Origin of the sequence: Aggregatibacter kilianii (genome assembly GCF_003130255.1) — a bacterium.
In the GTDB taxonomy this organism is placed as follows: Bacteria; Pseudomonadota; Gammaproteobacteria; order Enterobacterales; family Pasteurellaceae; genus Aggregatibacter; species Aggregatibacter kilianii.
In genome coordinates, this window is the sequence record NZ_NRCN01000001.1 from 1,489,145 (window position 1) to 1,506,838 (window position 17,694).

Below are 17,694 nucleotides of genomic sequence, written 5' to 3' on the forward strand. Positions count from 1 at the left end.
TTTTTTGCGATCTTCTTCAAAAATCTGAGTTAAATTTAGAGTGAATTTAGTCATGTATACTATTTTGCTTATCGGAGAGTTTTAGAAGGTCGGAAGATGAGCAGAAAGTATAAATTTAATGATAAGAATGGCGTTTATTTTATTAGCTTTGCAACCGTATATTGGATTGATGTCTTTGTTCGTGATTGTTACTTTGAAGCGATGATTAGTGCATTGAATTATTGTCGTGAAAATAAGGGGATGAAGATCTATGGTTACTGTATTATGCCAAGTCATGTACATTTATTATTTCAGATAGAAGAGAAAAATCCTTCTGATGTCATTCGAGATTTAAAAACATTTACCTCTAAAGCACTGCTGAAACAAATTGCAGAAAATCCTCAAGAAAGCCGCAAAGAATGGCTACTATGGATGTTCCGGCGAGCGGCGAAAAAGTATAGTTATGTAAAGCAATACCAATTCTGGCAACACCACAACCAACCTATCGAAATTCATTCCGATAAATTTTTTGACGAAAAGCTAGACTATATTCATCAAAATCCGGTGGTGAGCGGGTTTGTGTCTGAGCCGCAGGATTGGAAATATAGCAGTGCGAAAAACTATTGGCAGGTGGTTGATCCTGTTTTAGACATTGATGTTCTTAGCTAAAAGTGCGGTCAAAAATCCAAACGTTTTTCCAGGCTGTGCCTATTTACCCATCCCAAAACTTGCATTAGAATACGCTCCTTTTTTGCATTAATTTCATTATATTAGGAACGAAGAATGGAAGAATCTCAAGAGTTGGAAAAGTTGCCACGAGTGGTAACGGGAGTATTGAAAATCGTGCTAAGCACAGCGTTGATTGCCTTGGCAGCGGTGTTGATTATTGCGTTAGTAAAGGTGACATATTCGTTGGCGATGATGGTGCTGAACACGTCATCTGTGGTGCCTTATGATGTTGCCGAGCAGGCGGTAATGTTTTTCCTGTATTTCGGGTTTATCGGTTTAATCGTGCAATATTTTAAAAGTGGTTATCACTTCCCGTTACGCTATTTTATTTATGCGGGGATTACCGCGATGTTGCGTTTGATTATCGTGAACCATGAGAGCTCGGTAGATACGATTTTGTTCGCCGGGGCAATTTTGATTATGGTGATTGCGCTGTGCTTGGTGTTGTATTCCAATAAATTACGGAATATTTAGCAAAAAGTGCGGTCGTTTTTAGCGACGTTTTTCACATATAAAAATACCGATGGTTTTTGCCATCGGTATTTTTCTTTCGGTTTAGGCTATCTTATTCTAAGCCGATAATTTCCCAGTTATTGTGGGAAAGGCCTTGGATTTTGCCTTTTTTCACGTTGGTGATGTAGTCTATCATCATGTTTTGGATGGTGCCTTTTTCGCGTCCCATCGCCACTTTAGATTCCCACACCACAGGAATGTCTTGCCCTTCAAAGATGCCGCCTTTGCCGTGAAGTTGGTTGAAGCGGTAGGAGTTCATACCTACTTTCAATTTCATGTCATCGGTGATCGGTTTACCATTGGCTAAGGTTAAATCCACGATTTTTTGTCCGCTTGGTTTGCGTAAATCAATTTTGTATTTCACGCCGCCGAATAGATCGTAGGTGACATATTTGGATTTTTTGCGCTCTGCGTTATAGCGATAATCGGTGTCGCCCGCTTGAACGGTATCGAAATAATCCGCTGACCATTCCATGTATTGTTTGAGTTGTTTGCCCGTCATTTCATAAACGGTCACATCACCGCCGGCATAGCGATAGTTAAAGATGATGTCTTTTTTCTTGATGTCGCCTTTATCCATGCGGGCGTTCTGGTGGTCAAAAGAGAAAGACACAACGTCGGCATTGCTGTAATGACGTTCCACATCGTGGATGAAAGAAGACAGACCGGTGTCTTTAGCAAAGGCAATGGCTACGCCATGTTTTTTGCCTTGTGGCACCATTTCATTTTCCGCTTGGCCGATCACTACGTTATTTAATTCACGTAATTTTTCGTGATATGGTTTGTAGATTTCCACGATTTTTTCGTCGGAAGCCAAATCTTTAACCGGTACGGTTTCGGCTTCTTTTTTCAGCAATTTCACTTCTTTTTTATCGTTGATATCAAACGTTAAATCCACCTCGGAAACTACAGTGCCGTAACGGTGTGGCTCAGTGATTAAGGTATCTTTGATGGTTTCGCTCGGTACGTTTTTATGCATATGACCGGCGATGACCACATCAATGCCGTCCACGGCGTTAATCACATCACGCATACCGGTGTCCGGAATGTTGTTTTCATTGTCGATACCCATATGGCTCACGGCGATAATGACATCTACCCCTTTGGCTTTTAACGCGGCGACTTGGGCTTTAGCTTCTTCACTTGGTGAAGTGAATTTCATGTCTTTTAAGTTGCCGGTGTCTTCCTCAAATTTGGCGGACATTGGCGTAGTGAGGCCGATAATGCCAAGTTTCACACCGTCTTTTTCAATAATGGTGGTTGGCTCGATGTAGCGTTTACCATCTTTGGCGTAGTAGAAGTTAGCCGTTAATTTTTGCGCTTTGATATCTTTTAAGATTTCATCTAACGCGGTCATACCGAAGTTAAATTCGTGATTACCTAACACGAAAATATCGTAGTTCATAGCGTTTAAGACTTTTGCTACCGGGTGGTCTTTGTAATATTTTTCATCTTTCGCGAAGACATCTACTTGGTTGTCTTGAATGGCGTCACCCACATCAACTAATACCACGTTTTTATTGTTTTTGCGTACGTCGTTAACATAGGTAGCGATTTGGGCGTAAGAACCGGAACGATCTTCCACGTCCGCGCCGTAACTCCAAGGCACAATGCGACCATGTACATCGGAAGTGCCTAAGATTTTAATATTCACTTCTTGCGCGACAGCCGTGCTAAGCGCAGAAAGAGCAAATAATGAACAAATGATTTTTTTCATGAGGTTTCCTTTTTGTGATAAATGTTCGGCGAATGATATCGGTTTGTGTGACACAAGCAATATGGATTCAGCAGGATATTTGTGCAGAAAGAAAAAACGCACTTAATAAATGAATTAAGTGCGTTTGATTTGAGATTTGGCTTGGCATTAGAGTAGTAATGCGGAACCCCATTTGATGATGTCGAAGAAGAATTTATTTTGATTGGTGGCCACGCCGTCAGTGCTTTTTATCGTGCCATCCGGGTTTTTCTGCACCTCAATCATGCCATTTCTATATTGACCTTTTACCACTTCAAGGTCGTCCAAGGCATTTTTTCTTAAAATATCACATTGGGCTTTATCCATGTCTTCCACTTTGTCCTGTTTGAATTTTTTATACTGATAAGTGGCGTAACTCATGGATTTTTCATCCTCTTGGATAATTTTCACATATTTCTCACCGATGATGTTTTCCAACGGATAGAAGAAAATGTATTGAGAATGAATATAAGCATCTTCTTTCGGGAAGTGTTGCTGCAAAATACGGGTTAAGTTCGGGTAGATACATTGCTCCGCCTGTTTACTGGCGAAAACCCAACGCTGTGCATCTGCATCAGATAATAAGTAATCCGCTTGAGCGTATTCTGCCGGAATCGGCGATTGTTTCGTGCCGAAAAGAGAGCAACCCGCCATCAACAACACGGCACCGGATAAAATAATTTTTTTCAACATTGTTAAACCTTTGGTCATTCATAACGAAAAAATTGGCGCTTATTCTAGCAATAAGCCGACGATTTATAAATAATTTGTTTGAGAGAGCAAAAAGTGCGGTGATTTTTTTGTGCGTTTTTTTCAACATAAAAAGCTGCCGATTAAAATCGGCAGCTTTGTTGTTTTGCTCAATTTAGCTTAATTTAGCTTAATTGGCAGCGTGTTTTGGTTTGAAGAAAACCATGGTGAAAATTTGCAAGAAGAATGCAAGTGCACCAAAGATGAATACGACGTCACCGACTAAACGCACCCAACGTAAGGTGTCGAATAACGGTTGTTGCATGAATTCTTCACTACGGGCATACCATAAGCCTTCAGAGATACTTGCGTAACCTTGAATGATACCGATTGGTAATAGGCTGGAGACGATCATTAAGATCAAACCGCCGTTAAGCAACCAGAAGCCCCATTTCATCAATTTGTCGTTGAATGGTGTGTTTGGACGCAAGTAACGTGCGATTAAGAATACGAAACCTAATGCCAAGAAACCATATACCCCGAACAATGCCGCGTGGGCGTGTACTGCGGTGGTGTTTAAACCTTGGATGTAGTAGAGGGAGATTGGTGGGTTGATTAAGAAACCAAACACACCCGCACCCAACATATTCCAGAAGGCAACGGCAACGAAGCAGTAGATAGGCCATTTTAAGCGATCCATCCATGGGGCTTTTTGTTTCATTTCCCAGTGTTCCCAGGCTTCGTGACCAAGTAAAACTAATGGCACAACTTCAAGCGCGGAGAAGGAGGCGCCCACAGCAATAATTGGGGTTGTCGCGCCGGCGAAGTATAAGTGGTGGAAGGTTCCCGGAATACCGCCGATTAAGAACAATGCCGCTTCGGTGATGGTTGCCACAGTCGCTGTGCGACGGGAAACTAAACCTAAACTTACAAAGATGAAGGACAGTGCCGCTACGGAGAATACTTCAAAGAAGCCTTCTACCCAAAGGTGAACTACCCACCAACGCCAGTATTCCATCACGGATAAGTGTGTGTGTTCGCCGTAGAATAACGCCGGACCATAGAATAAGCCGATGGCGATAACGGAGGCAAAGAACAAGGCAAGTAAGTTTTTGTCGCCCGGTTGTTTGAATGCATTCACGGTGCCGCGTAGCATTAATACCAACCAGAACAAGATACCGGCGAATTTCACAGCTTGCCAGAAACGACCTAAGTCGATGAATTCATAACCTTGGTGACCGAACAAGAAGCTCCATTCTTCAGGGATGATATGCGCGATGGCCAAGTAGCTACCGGTGAAGGAGCCAACCACCAAGACGACTAACGCCCAGAAGAGAACATCTACGCCAAGTTTTTGGTATTTCGGATCTTTACCGCCGTTAATAATCGGTGCAAGGAATAAACCGCCGGCCAAGAATGCCATGGCGATCCAGAATAACGCAGCTTGAATGTGCCAGGTACGTACTAAAGAATATGGAAGATATTGGGAAATATCCAAACCATAGAATTCCTGACCTTCAACCGTGTAGTGTGCCACAACGGCACCTAAGTTCACTTGTACGAAGAAAAGCGCAAGTACGGTAAACAAATATTTACCCAAGGCTTTTTGTGATGGCGTTAATTGCAATTTAGTTAGCGGGTCAACTTCCGGGGAAATCGGGTCTTTTTCATCTTCACGACGTTTAAATGACCAAATCCACACCACGAAACCGATACCGGCAATAAGGAAGACGATACTGGCGATAGACCACATGACGTTTTCCGGTGTCGGCACGTTATTGATTAATGGCTCATGCGGCCAGTTGTTAGTGTAAGTAGCGTGGGTATTCGGACGCTCTGCGGAGGCAGTCCATGCTGTCCAGAAGAAGAATTTTGCTAAATCTTGACGGGCTTCTAAGCTCGGCAAAGTATTGTCTTTCATGGCGAAGTGTTCACGCGTTGCTTTGCTCGCCGGATCATCACCATATAAAGAAATATAATATTGTGCTGTTTTATCGATTGCCGCTAAACGGTTGGCGGAAAGCACTACGGTGCCGTTTTCATCAACTTTACTGCCGCGGTATTCTTTGGTTAAACGGTTTTTTAGGATGGTTTGTTGGTCATCATTTAAATCGGCGAAGTTTTTGCCGTATTCTTGATTTGCAACAATGTCTAACCAGTTGATTAATTCGCGGTGTAACCAGTCGGCGGTCCAGTCCGGTGCTTGATATGCACCATGGCCCCAAACGGAACCTAACTGCATACCACCGGTAGTTTGCCAAGCGGTTTGACCGTGTAAAATATTGTCATGTGTGATAACCGGTTCGCCTTTTTCCGTCACATATTGTTTCGGAATCGGCGGAGCTTCACGATAGATTTCAAAGCCATAGTAGCCGAGAATAGAGAACGCCCCTATTAATACGGCGACTAATAGGTACCAGAACTTTTTGTACTGTCCCATTTGAGCACTCCTAGATTATTGAATAGATTAGGGTATTACGGAATTTATGCGCGCATTGCATAACTAGAATAGGAACAATGAGATATGTTAGCTAACATGAAGAGATTATTCCCACAGAAGTAATAAAAGTAAAATATGCAAAGTGGCATAAAGTAGGTTTTACATATTGCAGTAAAAATACCTGAGTAATTATATCGGATTTGTAATCTAAGCGTATTACCGAATAGTGGTTAATTCAAAATAACTGACGGCTTTTTGATCTAAAACAAATGACCGCACTTAGAAAAGTGCGGTCATTTGTTTTAGTATTTTGGCGGTTGCCGAAATTTTGCTAGGTTTTTTTAGTCTTTAAATGAGTCTTTTAAGCGTTCATTTGCACGGCGGGATTCGCTTTTATGTTGTAGTTTGTTGAGTTGTCTTTCCAGTTTTTCTTCCACATCGTTAATGGCTTTATACATATCTTCCGATTCTGCACTGGCAAGCAAATTGCCGTTTGGCGTGCCGATAGAGACTTCCACGGAAAAACCTTTCGGCGTTTTATTTAAAATAAAGTGGGGATTAATTAATTGGGTTTGCCATTTCTCTAATTTGGCAAGGCGATCTTCAACGTGAGCACGAATTGCAGGGGTGATATCCATTTGTTTGCTGGTGATATTTAATGTCATAGCATTTACCTCTTATTGTGAATGGGTCGAGCGACCCGGTTGAAATCCTTAGCTACAACATAGTTATGTTGATATGATTTTTCAAGAGGTTTTTCAGTGGTTTGATGAGAAAAGTTAAAAAACATGATCCAGGTCTGAAAATTGAAAAAAGAAACTTTTTTTACAGAGGAAAATTGTTATGATAAAGCGGATATTGCATTGAATATCCACTTTATCTTTCATGCAATTAAGCCATTTCATCACGATCCGACTTGTCGATGCTCAAGCGGGTAAAATAGTCCTTGGTTTCTTCAATAATGACTTTTCTCAGGCCGATTAATGCGATTAAGTTAGGAATCGCCATTAGGCCGTTCACAATGTCCGCCAAAACCCAAATTAAGTTTAAGTGAATGAATGAACCAAAGCCGACTAAAATGATAAATGCTATACGATAGAACTTAATGCCTTTGATGCCGACCAAATACACGAAACAGCGTTCACCGTAATAACACCATCCTAGAATCGTGGTAAAGGCGAAGAATAATAGGCCGACGGTGACAATGGTCGCACCGATAGATGAACCCAAACCTTGCGAGAAAGCATAGTTCGTCACCGCGGCGCCTTCCATGCCCGGTGCCTGCCATGCGCCGGTAAGCACTAATACGATTCCCGTCATGGTGCAGACGATGATGGTATCAAGGAACGTCCCTGTCATAGAAATTAGCCCTTGACGTACCGGCTCTTTAGTTTGCGCGGCAGCAGCGGCGATCGGCGCGCTTCCCAAGCCGGATTCATTGGAGAAAATCCCCCGCGCCACGCCTGACTGAATGGCTTTCATTACCGTGAAACCTAGTGCACCGCCCAACGCGGCCTGAGGGTTAAAGGCGCTGTGTAAAATCAGGCCAAGTGCGGTCGGAATTTTATCTAAATTTAATAAAATGATGATGAGGGATGTCGCCACATAAAATACCGCCATAAAGGGTACGATATAAGATGACACTAACGCAATGCGCTTCACACCGCCAAGAATGATTAACCCGACAAGCAAGGTAATGATGGCAGCTGTCATTTCTATCGGTACGTTGAATGTGTCGTTCATAGCGTGAGTAATCGCATTCACTTGCGGGAAGGTACCGATGCCGAAAAAAGCCACCAATACGCCGAAGATGGCAAATAATTTGGCTAACCAGCCTAAGCCGAGACCGCGTTCGATGTAATACATCGGACCGCCCGCCATAAAGCCGTTTTTGTCACGCACGCGATATTTCACCGCCAGTAAACATTCCGCATATTTGGTTGCCATGCCGAGTAATGCGACCAACCACATCCAGAAAATGGCGCCCGGACCACCGGCCTGCACGGCTGTGGCAACCCCCACGATATTCCCCGTACCAATAGTGGCGGCGAGGGCCGTACACAAGGCGGCGAAAGAGGACACATCCCCTTTTTGCTGAAGACCGGAATCTCGCTTGAATAAATAACGCAATGAGCGCGGTAACTGTGTGATTTGAATGAAACCCAGCCGTAGCGTTAAATATAATCCCGTGCCGGATAATAAAATAAGTAGGGGCGGGCCCCACACGAATGTGTTTATTGCAGATAAAACGTCTTCTAATGACATTTGAGGTTCCTCGTAAATAACCTGATTACAAGGAGGCGAAAAGAATTTTGCGGATAGATAATAAAGAAAATAACCCAATAAAATTGAGTTATGCCAACCAAAATCTCCTGCCCCTGTCCTTTTGCCTGAGCGTTTGAAAAGCCTTTTTTTATGGCTTCTTTGCGCCTTCGGCGTCCGTGAGTGCTAAATGTTGCACACGGATCTCTCCAAGGGTTCGTCCAGTAACAGTCCCTGCCATCGCGCCTGAAAGATTTTACCTCGTCGGCGTGGGGTCAATTCCCCGCTCTCCAGCTACCTTCATCCGAACAATTTATGTTTGCACATAAAGTGCGGTGGATTTTAGCAAGATAATGTCAAAATCTCAATCTCACGGGTTATCCCGCTGCCATTTTTTTGCAATATAACTGCAGCTTGGCACTAATTTCAGTTGATTTTCTTGAATAAAAGCGACCAACGCTTGATATAACTTATCCGCCACACCTTGTCCGCGCAAGGTTTCGGACACATAAGTATGATTGGCATTAATCGTTTTTTCATCGATAAAATAATAGGTTAACTCCGCAACGCGTTGTTGTTGATCATCTAAAATAAAAAAAGCGCCTTGCGCGTGATTTTCTTCATGTTGAATTTGCATTAGTGTTTCACCCAATCGCTGTCTTCATTTAATAAACCGTTTTCGGCAAAATCGGCGGTATCACAAGGAATCGCTTTTTCTTCCGCCGCCCATTCGCCCAAATCAATTAACTGGCAGCGTTTGCTGCAAAATGGCCGGTAGAGGCTTTGTTCCGACCATTCAACCTGTTTATGACAAATCGGGCAAGGCACGCTAAAGGTTTCGTCAGTCATTAAATTTCTCCGCAAGTTGTAAATAATGATGGTGCAAGTCTAACACTTTTTGCTTTAACTGCGGCAGGCTTTCGCTTAAATCTGCATCGTTATTGATGACATCATCGGCATGTTGTAGGCGTTCCGAGCGGCTGACTTGCGATTGCATGATATTTTTGATTAACGCCAATTGATTGTTATCGCGTTGACTTGCCCGCGTCAGTTGGGTTTGTTCGCTCACATCCACTACCAACACCCGTTGGCAAAGTGCGGTCAGTTTATTTTCTATTAATAGAGGTACCATAAAAATGCAATAAGGCGCACGTTGTTGTGCCAGTTGGTTAAGCATTTCGGTGCGAATGGCGGGGTGTAATAATTGATTCAGCCATTGCTTTTCGGTTTCGTGATTAAACACCTTTTCCCGCAAGGCGGCACGATTGAGTTCGCCGTTTTCTAACAGCATTTCCGTGCCAAAGTGTGCAACGATTTGTTGTAACAAAGGCGAGCCTTTTTCTACCACTTGACGCGCCACGATATCGGCGTCAATAACCGGTACACCAAGTTCGGCGAATAATTTGGCGATGGTACTTTTGCCGCTACCGATTCCCCCTGTGAGACCTACCACATAAGTCATGTTGATTTCCTGAAAAGCCTATTGAGAATGTGTAGATCATAAGGCCATGGCTTCAATTAAGCAACCGACACAGTACGCCGGACAATGAAAGAAACGGGCCGAAAGGAATGGCCGTTAAGTGGCGTTTGTTTAGCTTGCCGTAAAGCGCATAAACCAAGCCCGAAAGGCAGGCAAGTAATAAAAAGGCGGGTAATTGCTCATAAGAGAAAAACGCGCCTAATCCCAAGGCGAGCCAGCAATCGCCACGCCCGAAGGCTTCTTGTTTGTAATACCATTTGGTGCCGTAGTAGATAAGAGAAAAAACGGCGAAAAAAATGACCGCACTTTGTAGGCTTTGTTCCAGTGTGGGGGGCGTAATTTGCCAATAGGCTGCCCCCAATCCGAGGGCAAACAGGTTTTGGCATAGGGCGGGCGAAATTAAGCGGTAATACCCATCCACCACCGAGATGGCGAATAATAAACTACAAAAACACGCCCAACATATCGCCGTTAGAATGTTCTCATTTAGCCAATAACAAAGGGCAAATAACAAGGCGAAAAAGAGGCAGTAATAAGGTTGGGAAATCTTGGTTTTCATGGGCGTCAATATGGATTTCTTCGGCGCAAAGTGCGGTGGGTTTTCTGGGTAAATTTCAATGTAGGCGGCATGAATTTCTTGGCTTAAACGGAAAGCGAAGCGATGCACATAGCCATAAATCACGCGCCCTATAAGCCAGCCTGCGAATACAAATGCTATGCCTATCATTGCACTAACGCGCCCATATTGAAAATCGGCAAATACATTCCGAGCATAATTAAGCCGATAAGCCCACCGATAATGACCATCAATAGCGGCTCCAGCATTTGTGACAACAGATCGATCTGATAGTCCAATTGTTGTTGATGGTCGTTGGCAATAAATTGCAACATTTTAGGGAGCTGACCACTTTGTTCGCCCACCTGTAGCATTTGTTGTGCCGCCAACGGAAAAATATGACCGCTCACACTGGCGGAGAAGGCATAACCTTGTTGTAGCCAGTGTAAAATGGATTGCACTTCTTCGATTAACAGCCAATCGCCTTGCACGTTTGGCGATCTTTGCCAACTTGGATTTTGCAGTAAAAACGACTGCAAAGCCTGATTCAGCGGCACGCCTGCCTGTAACATTAAAAATAAACTGCGGCTAAATCCCACCAAACGGGAAAGTTGCACGATGCGATTCAGTACCGGCATGGCATTGATTAATCGAATTTTTTGCCGATTAAACCAAGGGGAGTGCTTTAGGCGGACGCGAATAAATAGGGTAGTCAATGCCATACAAATCAACAGATGCAGCCAATAATCCTGTAATCCTTGCGACAGTGTGAGTAGCACCTGTGTGAAAGTCGGGAGTTGCGCGCTGCTATTGTCATACATCGCGGCGAATTGCGGCACGATAAACAGCAGTAAAAGTGCGGTTAAAATCAGCGATATGCCAAGTACCAACACTGGGTAAAGCAGAATTTTTCGAATCTTGCGTTGCAACGCCAATGCCTGCTGTTTGTGTTGCGCGATTTCATGGCACACGGTGGGTAACTTGCCCGTCATTTCACCGACTTTAATTAATTGGCGATCTTGATAGGTCAAATATTGATTTTGTTTTTCTACGTTTTGTTTTTCTAAGGCTTGGGAAAAGGCTAAACCGCTTTCAATATCCTTTAAAAGTTGGCGCAACCAACTGTTTAGCGCAATATTGGTGCAATGTTGTAACAAAATTTGCAGACTATTTTTTAACGGAACCGCCGCTTGTAATAAGGTCGCCAACTGAGAAAGCAACGCACAGACTTCCGCGTTTTTAGGTTTGCTGTTTAATTGCCAATTTTGTTGCAGTTTAATGTGTTGTAAACCGCGTGACATCAGCTGTTGTTGTGCTATCACGGCGCTTTCCGCCACGATAGTGCCTTTCTGCTTTTGCTGTAAACGGTTAACACCGTGCCAGTTAAATAATTTCAGTTTACGCATTCGGTTGCCCCAATACCCGTTGCACTTCTGCTAAATCCGTCACTTGCGACTTCACTTTTTCTAAGGCGCTGGCATATAAATTCTGAAAATCCAATTGATAACCTTGGTTTTGTGACACATCAGGCTGAAGGAATTGATAAACACCGATTCGACCTTTGTAGCCTTGATGACAATCGCAAAAACGCGTGGAATTTTCACCGCACTTTTGGCATCGTTTACGCACCAAACGTTGGGCGATAACCAATAATAAACTGCTGTCGATTTCGTGTTGTTGAATGCCAAGTTGTTGCAGGCGTGAGATGGCTGAGGCAGCGTCATTGGTGTGTAACGTCGATAATACCAGATGCCCGGTTTGTGCCGCCCGTAAGGCCATAGCGGCACTTTCTTCGTCACGAATTTCACCCAGCATAATAATGTCGGGGTCTTGACGCAAAAAAGTGCGTAACAAACGACTGAAATCCAAGCCGATTTGAGGATTCGCTTGGCTTTGTATAATGCCCGGCAATTGAATTTCAATGGGATCTTCTGCCGTCATAATATGCTTGTCGGGGGTATTGAGCCATTGTAATGCCGTATATAAAGAAATACTTTTACCGCTTCCCGTGGGGCCGGTGACTAAAATTAACCCTTGCGGTTGGCTGAGCGCATGACGAAATGTTTGTTGCTGTTGTTCCGTCATGCCCAGTTCGCTAAAAGCCAGTTGCACGGGGCGGTTCTGTTGTAAACGCAATACGGCTTTTTCACCAAAATGCGTAGCGAGTGTGGATAAGCGAAAATCCAAAATATCGGAAAACGTCGTTTTAAACTGAAATCGTCCGTCTTGCGGCAGGCGGGTTTCGCTGATGTCTAATTTAGCCAGTAATTTCAGACGGGAAATCAGTCGATTGGCGAGTGTCTGCGCAATGGTGTTTTGCACTTGTAATACGCCGTCAATACGAAAACGGACTTGTAAAAAATCCGCTTGCGGTTCTAAATGAATATCGGAGGCTTTTTTTGTTGTGGCGTTTTCAAAAATTTGGTTAAGCAATTGAATCGTCGGCTCATCCGAGGATTGTTCTTGTTGCTCCTGAGGCGTGACGGAATAAAAGAGCGGTTGATTTTCATCGAGTTTTTCTCGATGTGGCGCCAAATCTTGCAGTGCCGTTTTTAACACGGCACTTTCAATAAGTACCGGCTCGATATTTTTCCCCGTTAAAAAGGAAAACGCTTCACAAGCGGCAAGGTTGGTTAAGGAATCCAATCCCAGCCATAATTTTTGTGGTTCTTCTTTTAATGGCAGCGCCAAATAACGCAAAAGGACGGTTTGTTGCTGTTGGTTTTGTTGCCATAACTCGGGCGTAATCATAAATATGTCGCCCTGTTTGCTACAGATAGAATAAGGTTGTTCCATCGAATGTTGCATCAAATCACCGTCCTTTATCGGCAGTTATGAACAGAAGCCGGCCGGAAAGATGTCGGCGTTAGTGCCGCAAGAGGCTGTCCATGTGACGCCGGCAGTTGCAGAACCTGCCGCGGTTAGTGTGTAAGACACTTTATCCAAGCTACCTTTTCCGACCACGGTAATGATGCCGCCTTTCACTGCGGTTGATTTCACATATTTTGCGGTAGCGTCGGCGACATCGGCTTGAATGCCATTTTTTCCGCCGGTGCAGTTCTCAACACTACCCGTATTGTAAATGCACAGTTCGACTTCGGAACGAAGTGGAGCAGAGGCTTGTAACAATTCGGAAACTGCCGCTTTTTTGGTGTAATTTTGGTAAGATGGAATCGCGACAGTAGCCAAAATGGCGACAATCGCAATCACGATCATTAATTCAATTAATGTAAATCCTTTTTTAACGGATTTCACAGAAAGAAATGCTGACTGAATTTTCATAAAAAATACCTTTGTTAAAAAATAAAATGCACAAAATTTGGCAGGGGTATTTTGGTGCGCAAAGAAAACGCAGTGAAATTTCACCGCACTTTTGTGGGATCCTGATCGCAAAAATAAAATTCTCATGATGAAAAAAACATTAAAAATTGATAAGGGTTGGTTGACCAATACGCGTAAAGTGGTTTCCCCCCATTTTGATGCACGTCCCAATCCGCAAGATATTTCTTTATTGATTATTCATTACATCAGCCTTCCGCCGGAGCAGTTTGGCGGCAGTTACATTGATGATTTTTTTCAAGGCAAATTGGATCCCAATCGTCATCCTTATTTTGCCGAGATCAGTACACTTCGGGTGTCTGCGCATTGTTTGATTAATCGGGCAGGCGAGGTAACCCAGTATGTGAATTTTAATGATCGTGCTTGGCACGCGGGCGTTTCCTGTTTTGAGGGACGGGAGAAATGTAATGATTTTGCCATCGGTATTGAATTGGAAGGGAGCAATGAACAGCCGTTTACGACACAACAATACGCGTCTTTACAGCGTTTAACACAAGAGATTATGCGGGCTTATCCGTTAATTACCAAAGAACGTATTGTCGGACATTGTGATGTCTCGCCGGGACGGAAAATCGATCCCGGTCAGTATTTTGATTGGGCAACATATTTAGGTCAGTTATAAATTGAATAATAAATAGACAGTATAAAACGGCATTTGTAGGTTACCTAAAAATGCCGTTTGTTTTTTAGCATCTCAATGACCAATAAAGAAAATTTTTTATCAATTTTTTTCAAGGGATAAATGCCTCAAATTTATTTTGAGTTATCCCTTAACAAGAACACAATTTTATCCACAGAAATACTGAATAACTCACAAACCGGTTAAAAATAATCCCTTATGAAATCATGGAAAATGACGATGTTTATTTGCTAAACATGATTTGTTCAAAAAATATGAAGAAAATGGATAAAGTGTATCAGGTGATTTTTTGTGTTTGAAATTTAAACAACATGCCATTCATCGTGTTGCTATGAGATTTCATAAAAAATAAATGACAGATTATTGTGAATTTTTGCAGAGATATTCACAAGGTTATGCACACCATGTGAATAAGTAAAAAAATACCTCAAGGGTTACCTTGAGGTATTGGCGCTTATTTGACAAGTTCAACGGGCACTTTGACCACCAATTTTTTGATTTTGGCGGATTTACCATCGACATTACAGCAAGGCTTGTGCGGTTCGTACGGATAGAAGACCACAAACATATTCGGCACTAACGTGAGGGTGCTTTTGTTTTCAATTTGTGGGGTAAGTTGATAATCGTCATCTTCACGGTAAGCATCATATTTGGCTAAATCAGGATAGGTCACACCGAATTCAATGTTTTCTACCCCTTGAATCAACACTTGAATATCCAAATACTTATGATGCAATTCCGCTTGTTTGCTATCAGCCTCGGCCAATTCGGGTTCCATCACATTCATATAAATTTGATCGGTAATGTCATGACGACCAACGTCTAATTTTTCTAAATCCAAACCTTTTAAATACTCACAGGTTTCGGCAATGACTTGTGGTAAACCGAGTTTGAAGTCGACGCGGGTTAAATCTCCAATTAACATAGTTTCTCCTTTTTTTTTTGAAAACTGGAGTGATTTTATCATTATCCTTATTTTTCAGGTAGTAATAAATCGGAAATACGCAAAAAAGTTACCCATCAAGACAAAAGCCCTGTATAATGCACGCGTTTTATTTTCTGGATTAGCGTGCGGCTAACAAAAATGATTTTGTGTCGTAGCCGATAAAAGTGCGGTCATTTTTGAGATTATTTTTGCTAGTCGCAAATTGGAAAATAAAACATTGTTATTATTCATTTAAAAAGGAAAACATTGTGAATCCAATTGTTAAACAATTTAAATACGGTCAACATACCGTAACCTTAGAAACCGGCGCCATTGCCCGTCAAGCAACTGCTGCTGTGATGGCCAGCATGGATGATACCACCGTATTCGTTACCGTGGTGGCAAAAAAAGATGTGAAAGAAGGTCAAGATTTCTTCCCATTAACTGTTAACTATCAAGAGCGTACTTACGCTGCCGGTCGTATCCCGGGCGGTTTCTTCAAGCGTGAAGGTCGTCCGTCCGAAGGCGAAACCTTAATTGCCCGTTTAATCGACCGTCCGATTCGTCCATTATTCCCGGAAGGTTTTTTCAATGAAATTCAAGTGGTTGCTACGGTTGTTTCCGTGAACCCGCAAATCAGCCCGGATTTAGTGGCTATGATTGGTGCTTCTGCTGCATTAACCTTATCCGGCGTGCCTTTTAATGGCCCGATTGGTGCGGCGCGTGTCGGTTTCATCAACGATCAATTCGTATTAAACCCAACCATCAACGAACAAAAACAAAGCCGTTTGGATTTAGTCGTTGCAGGTACTGACAAAGCCGTATTAATGGTGGAATCCGAAGCGGATATTCTCACTGAAGAACAAATGTTAGCGGCAGTGGTATTCGGTCATCAGCAACAACAAGTGGTGGTGGAAGCAATTAAAGAATTTGCAAAAGAAGCCGGCAAGCCACGTTGGGATTGGGTTGCACCTGAACCAAATACTGATTTAATCAATAAAGTGAAAGCCATTGCGGAAGCTCGTTTAGGCGACGCATATCGTATTACCGAAAAACAAGCCCGTTATGAGCAAATCGATGCTATTAAAGCGGATATTATTGCACAGATTACTGCTGAAGACGAAGAGGTTGCAGAAGGAAAAATTATTGATATTTTCACCGCACTTGAAAGCCAAATCGTGCGTGGACGTATTATCGCAGGCGAGCCGCGTATTGATGGTCGTACCGTGGATACCGTGCGTGCATTAGATATTTGCACCGGCGTATTACCACGTACTCACGGTTCTGCGATTTTCACCCGTGGTGAAACCCAAGCGTTGGCTGTTGCCACTTTAGGAACTGAACGCGATGCGCAAATCATTGATGAATTAACCGGGGAACGTTCAGATCACTTCTTATTCCATTATAACTTCCCTCCGTATTCCGTGGGTGAAACCGGTATGATCGGTTCACCAAAACGTCGTGAAATCGGTCACGGTCGTTTAGCAAAACGTGGTGTGGCGGCAGTGATGCCAACTTTAGCGGAATTCCCGTATGTGGTACGTGTGGTATCTGAAATTACCGAATCCAACGGTTCTTCTTCTATGGCTTCCGTGTGTGGTGCCTCTTTAGCTCTAATGGATGCTGGTGTGCCGATTAAAGCGGCAGTAGCAGGTATCGCTATGGGCTTGGTGAAAGAAGATGACAAATTTGTCGTGCTTTCCGATATTCTTGGTGATGAAGACCACTTAGGCGATATGGACTTTAAAGTGGCCGGTACCCGTCAAGGTGTGACTGCACTGCAAATGGACATCAAAATTGAAGGTATCACTGCTGAAATCATGCAAATTGCATTAAACCAAGCGAAAAGTGCACGTATGCATATTCTTGGTGTCATGGAACAAGCGATTCCAGCGCCACGTGCAGATATTTCCGATTTTGCTCCGCGTATTTACACCATGAAAATTGATCCGAAGAAAATCAAAGATGTTATCGGTAAAGGGGGGGCGGTGATTCGTGCATTGACCGAAGAAACCGGTACTTCCATTGATATTGATGACGATGGTACAGTAAAAATCGCTGCGGTTGATAAGAATGCCGTACAAGATGTGATGGCACGTATCGAAGACATTACTGCTGAAGTAGAGGCCGGTGCCATTTACAAAGGTAAAGTGACTCGTTTAGCAGATTTCGGTGCTTTTGTTTCTATCGTAGGTAATAAAGAAGGCTTGGTTCATATTTCTCAAATCGCAGAAGAGCGAGTAGAAAAAGTCAGTGATTATCTACAAGTAGGGCAAGAAGTCACGGTTAAAGTGGTTGAAATCGATCGTCAAGGGCGTATTCGCTTAACCATGAAAGAGCTTGCACCGAAAGCAGAAACTGTTCAACAATCTTTTGATGACGCGGTAGAACAGGCATAATTTAAAT

Annotated in this window: 17 protein-coding genes and 1 riboswitch; of the genes, 4 read left to right on the top strand and 13 right to left on the bottom strand. The window is 43.1% G+C overall.

What is annotated here, in order from left to right; all coding sequences use genetic code 11:
- Positions 1–96 precede the first annotated feature (96 nt).
- Positions 97–648 carry an REP-associated tyrosine transposase gene (locus DK428_RS07060; RefSeq protein ID WP_109063406.1) on the top strand — a complete coding sequence of 184 codons (552 nt, stop codon included), beginning with the start codon at positions 97–99 and terminating at the stop codon, positions 646–648.
- A gap of 114 nt (positions 649–762) precedes the next feature.
- Positions 763–1,182 (top strand): phosphate-starvation-inducible protein PsiE, encoded by a 420-nt coding sequence (psiE, locus tag DK428_RS07065; RefSeq protein WP_050692447.1) that lies wholly within the window; start codon positions 763–765, stop codon positions 1,180–1,182.
- A 91-nt stretch (positions 1,183–1,273) separates the two neighbouring features.
- Here the strand turns inward: psiE and DK428_RS07070 are convergent, their stop codons facing one another.
- The 12 genes from DK428_RS07070 to DK428_RS07125 form a co-directional block, all read right to left on the bottom strand.
- Positions 1,274–2,938 (bottom strand): bifunctional metallophosphatase/5'-nucleotidase, encoded by a 1,665-nt coding sequence (locus DK428_RS07070; protein WP_109063407.1) that lies wholly within the window; start codon positions 2,936–2,938, stop codon positions 1,274–1,276.
- 147 nt (positions 2,939–3,085) lie between these two features.
- Positions 3,086–3,649, bottom strand: a complete 564-nt coding sequence (locus DK428_RS07075) for a DUF5358 domain-containing protein (RefSeq protein ID WP_005701275.1) — start codon at positions 3,647–3,649, stop codon at positions 3,086–3,088.
- A 187-nt stretch (positions 3,650–3,836) separates the two neighbouring features.
- Positions 3,837–6,086, bottom strand: coding sequence for a nitric-oxide reductase large subunit (locus DK428_RS07080; protein WP_109063408.1), 2,250 nt, complete (start codon positions 6,084–6,086; stop codon positions 3,837–3,839).
- A 341-nt stretch (positions 6,087–6,427) separates the two neighbouring features.
- A complete protein-coding gene (gene raiA / locus DK428_RS07085; protein ID WP_109063409.1) occupies positions 6,428–6,751 on the bottom strand; it encodes a ribosome-associated translation inhibitor RaiA in 324 nt (107 codons plus the stop codon).
- Between the two features lie 226 nt (positions 6,752–6,977).
- Positions 6,978–8,351, bottom strand: a complete 1,374-nt coding sequence (locus DK428_RS07090) for an alanine/glycine:cation symporter family protein (RefSeq protein WP_109063410.1) — start codon at positions 8,349–8,351, stop codon at positions 6,978–6,980.
- A gap of 103 nt (positions 8,352–8,454) precedes the next feature.
- Positions 8,455–8,571: riboswitch (glycine riboswitch) on the bottom strand.
- A 147-nt stretch (positions 8,572–8,718) separates the two neighbouring features.
- Complete coding sequence (locus DK428_RS07095) at positions 8,719–8,985, bottom strand: GNAT family N-acetyltransferase (protein WP_005704566.1); 267 nt, start codon at positions 8,983–8,985, stop codon at positions 8,719–8,721.
- Complete coding sequence (gene yacG / locus DK428_RS07100) at positions 8,985–9,197, bottom strand: DNA gyrase inhibitor YacG (RefSeq protein WP_005701268.1); 213 nt, start codon at positions 9,195–9,197, stop codon at positions 8,985–8,987. The genes DK428_RS07095 and yacG overlap by 1 nt, the downstream gene beginning before the upstream one ends.
- Positions 9,190–9,810 (bottom strand): dephospho-CoA kinase, encoded by a 621-nt coding sequence (gene coaE, locus DK428_RS07105; protein ID WP_109063411.1) that lies wholly within the window; start codon positions 9,808–9,810, stop codon positions 9,190–9,192. The genes yacG and coaE overlap by 8 nt, the downstream gene beginning before the upstream one ends.
- Before the next feature lie 52 nt (positions 9,811–9,862).
- Positions 9,863–10,555 carry a prepilin peptidase gene (locus DK428_RS07110; RefSeq protein WP_109063412.1) on the bottom strand — a complete coding sequence of 231 codons (693 nt, stop codon included), beginning with the start codon at positions 10,553–10,555 and terminating at the stop codon, positions 9,863–9,865.
- Complete coding sequence (locus tag DK428_RS07115) at positions 10,552–11,790, bottom strand: type II secretion system F family protein (protein ID WP_109063413.1); 1,239 nt, start codon at positions 11,788–11,790, stop codon at positions 10,552–10,554. Before DK428_RS07115 ends, DK428_RS07110 begins: the two co-directional genes overlap by 4 nt.
- Positions 11,783–13,192, bottom strand: coding sequence for a GspE/PulE family protein (locus tag DK428_RS07120; protein WP_109063414.1), 1,410 nt, complete (start codon positions 13,190–13,192; stop codon positions 11,783–11,785). Before DK428_RS07120 ends, DK428_RS07115 begins: the two co-directional genes overlap by 8 nt.
- A gap of 24 nt (positions 13,193–13,216) precedes the next feature.
- On the bottom strand, positions 13,217–13,666 hold the full coding sequence (locus tag DK428_RS07125; protein WP_005701262.1) for a pilin: 450 nt from the start codon (positions 13,664–13,666) through the stop codon (positions 13,217–13,219).
- A gap of 124 nt (positions 13,667–13,790) precedes the next feature.
- On the opposite strand from DK428_RS07125, the gene ampD reads away from it, so the two are divergent.
- The gene (gene ampD / locus DK428_RS07130) at positions 13,791–14,345 is read left to right on the top strand and encodes a 1,6-anhydro-N-acetylmuramyl-L-alanine amidase AmpD (RefSeq protein ID WP_109089988.1); all 555 of its coding nucleotides are present in this window, start codon (positions 13,791–13,793) and stop codon (positions 14,343–14,345) included.
- Positions 14,346–14,817: 472 nt separating this feature from the next.
- Here the strand turns inward: ampD and nanQ are convergent, their stop codons facing one another.
- The gene (gene nanQ, locus DK428_RS07135; protein ID WP_109063415.1) at positions 14,818–15,288 is read right to left on the bottom strand and encodes an N-acetylneuraminate anomerase; all 471 of its coding nucleotides are present in this window, start codon (positions 15,286–15,288) and stop codon (positions 14,818–14,820) included.
- A 269-nt stretch (positions 15,289–15,557) separates the two neighbouring features.
- On the opposite strand from nanQ, the gene pnp reads away from it, so the two are divergent.
- Positions 15,558–17,687 carry a polyribonucleotide nucleotidyltransferase gene (pnp, locus tag DK428_RS07140; RefSeq protein WP_109089978.1) on the top strand — a complete coding sequence of 710 codons (2,130 nt, stop codon included), beginning with the start codon at positions 15,558–15,560 and terminating at the stop codon, positions 17,685–17,687.
- Positions 17,688–17,694 lie beyond the last annotated feature (7 nt).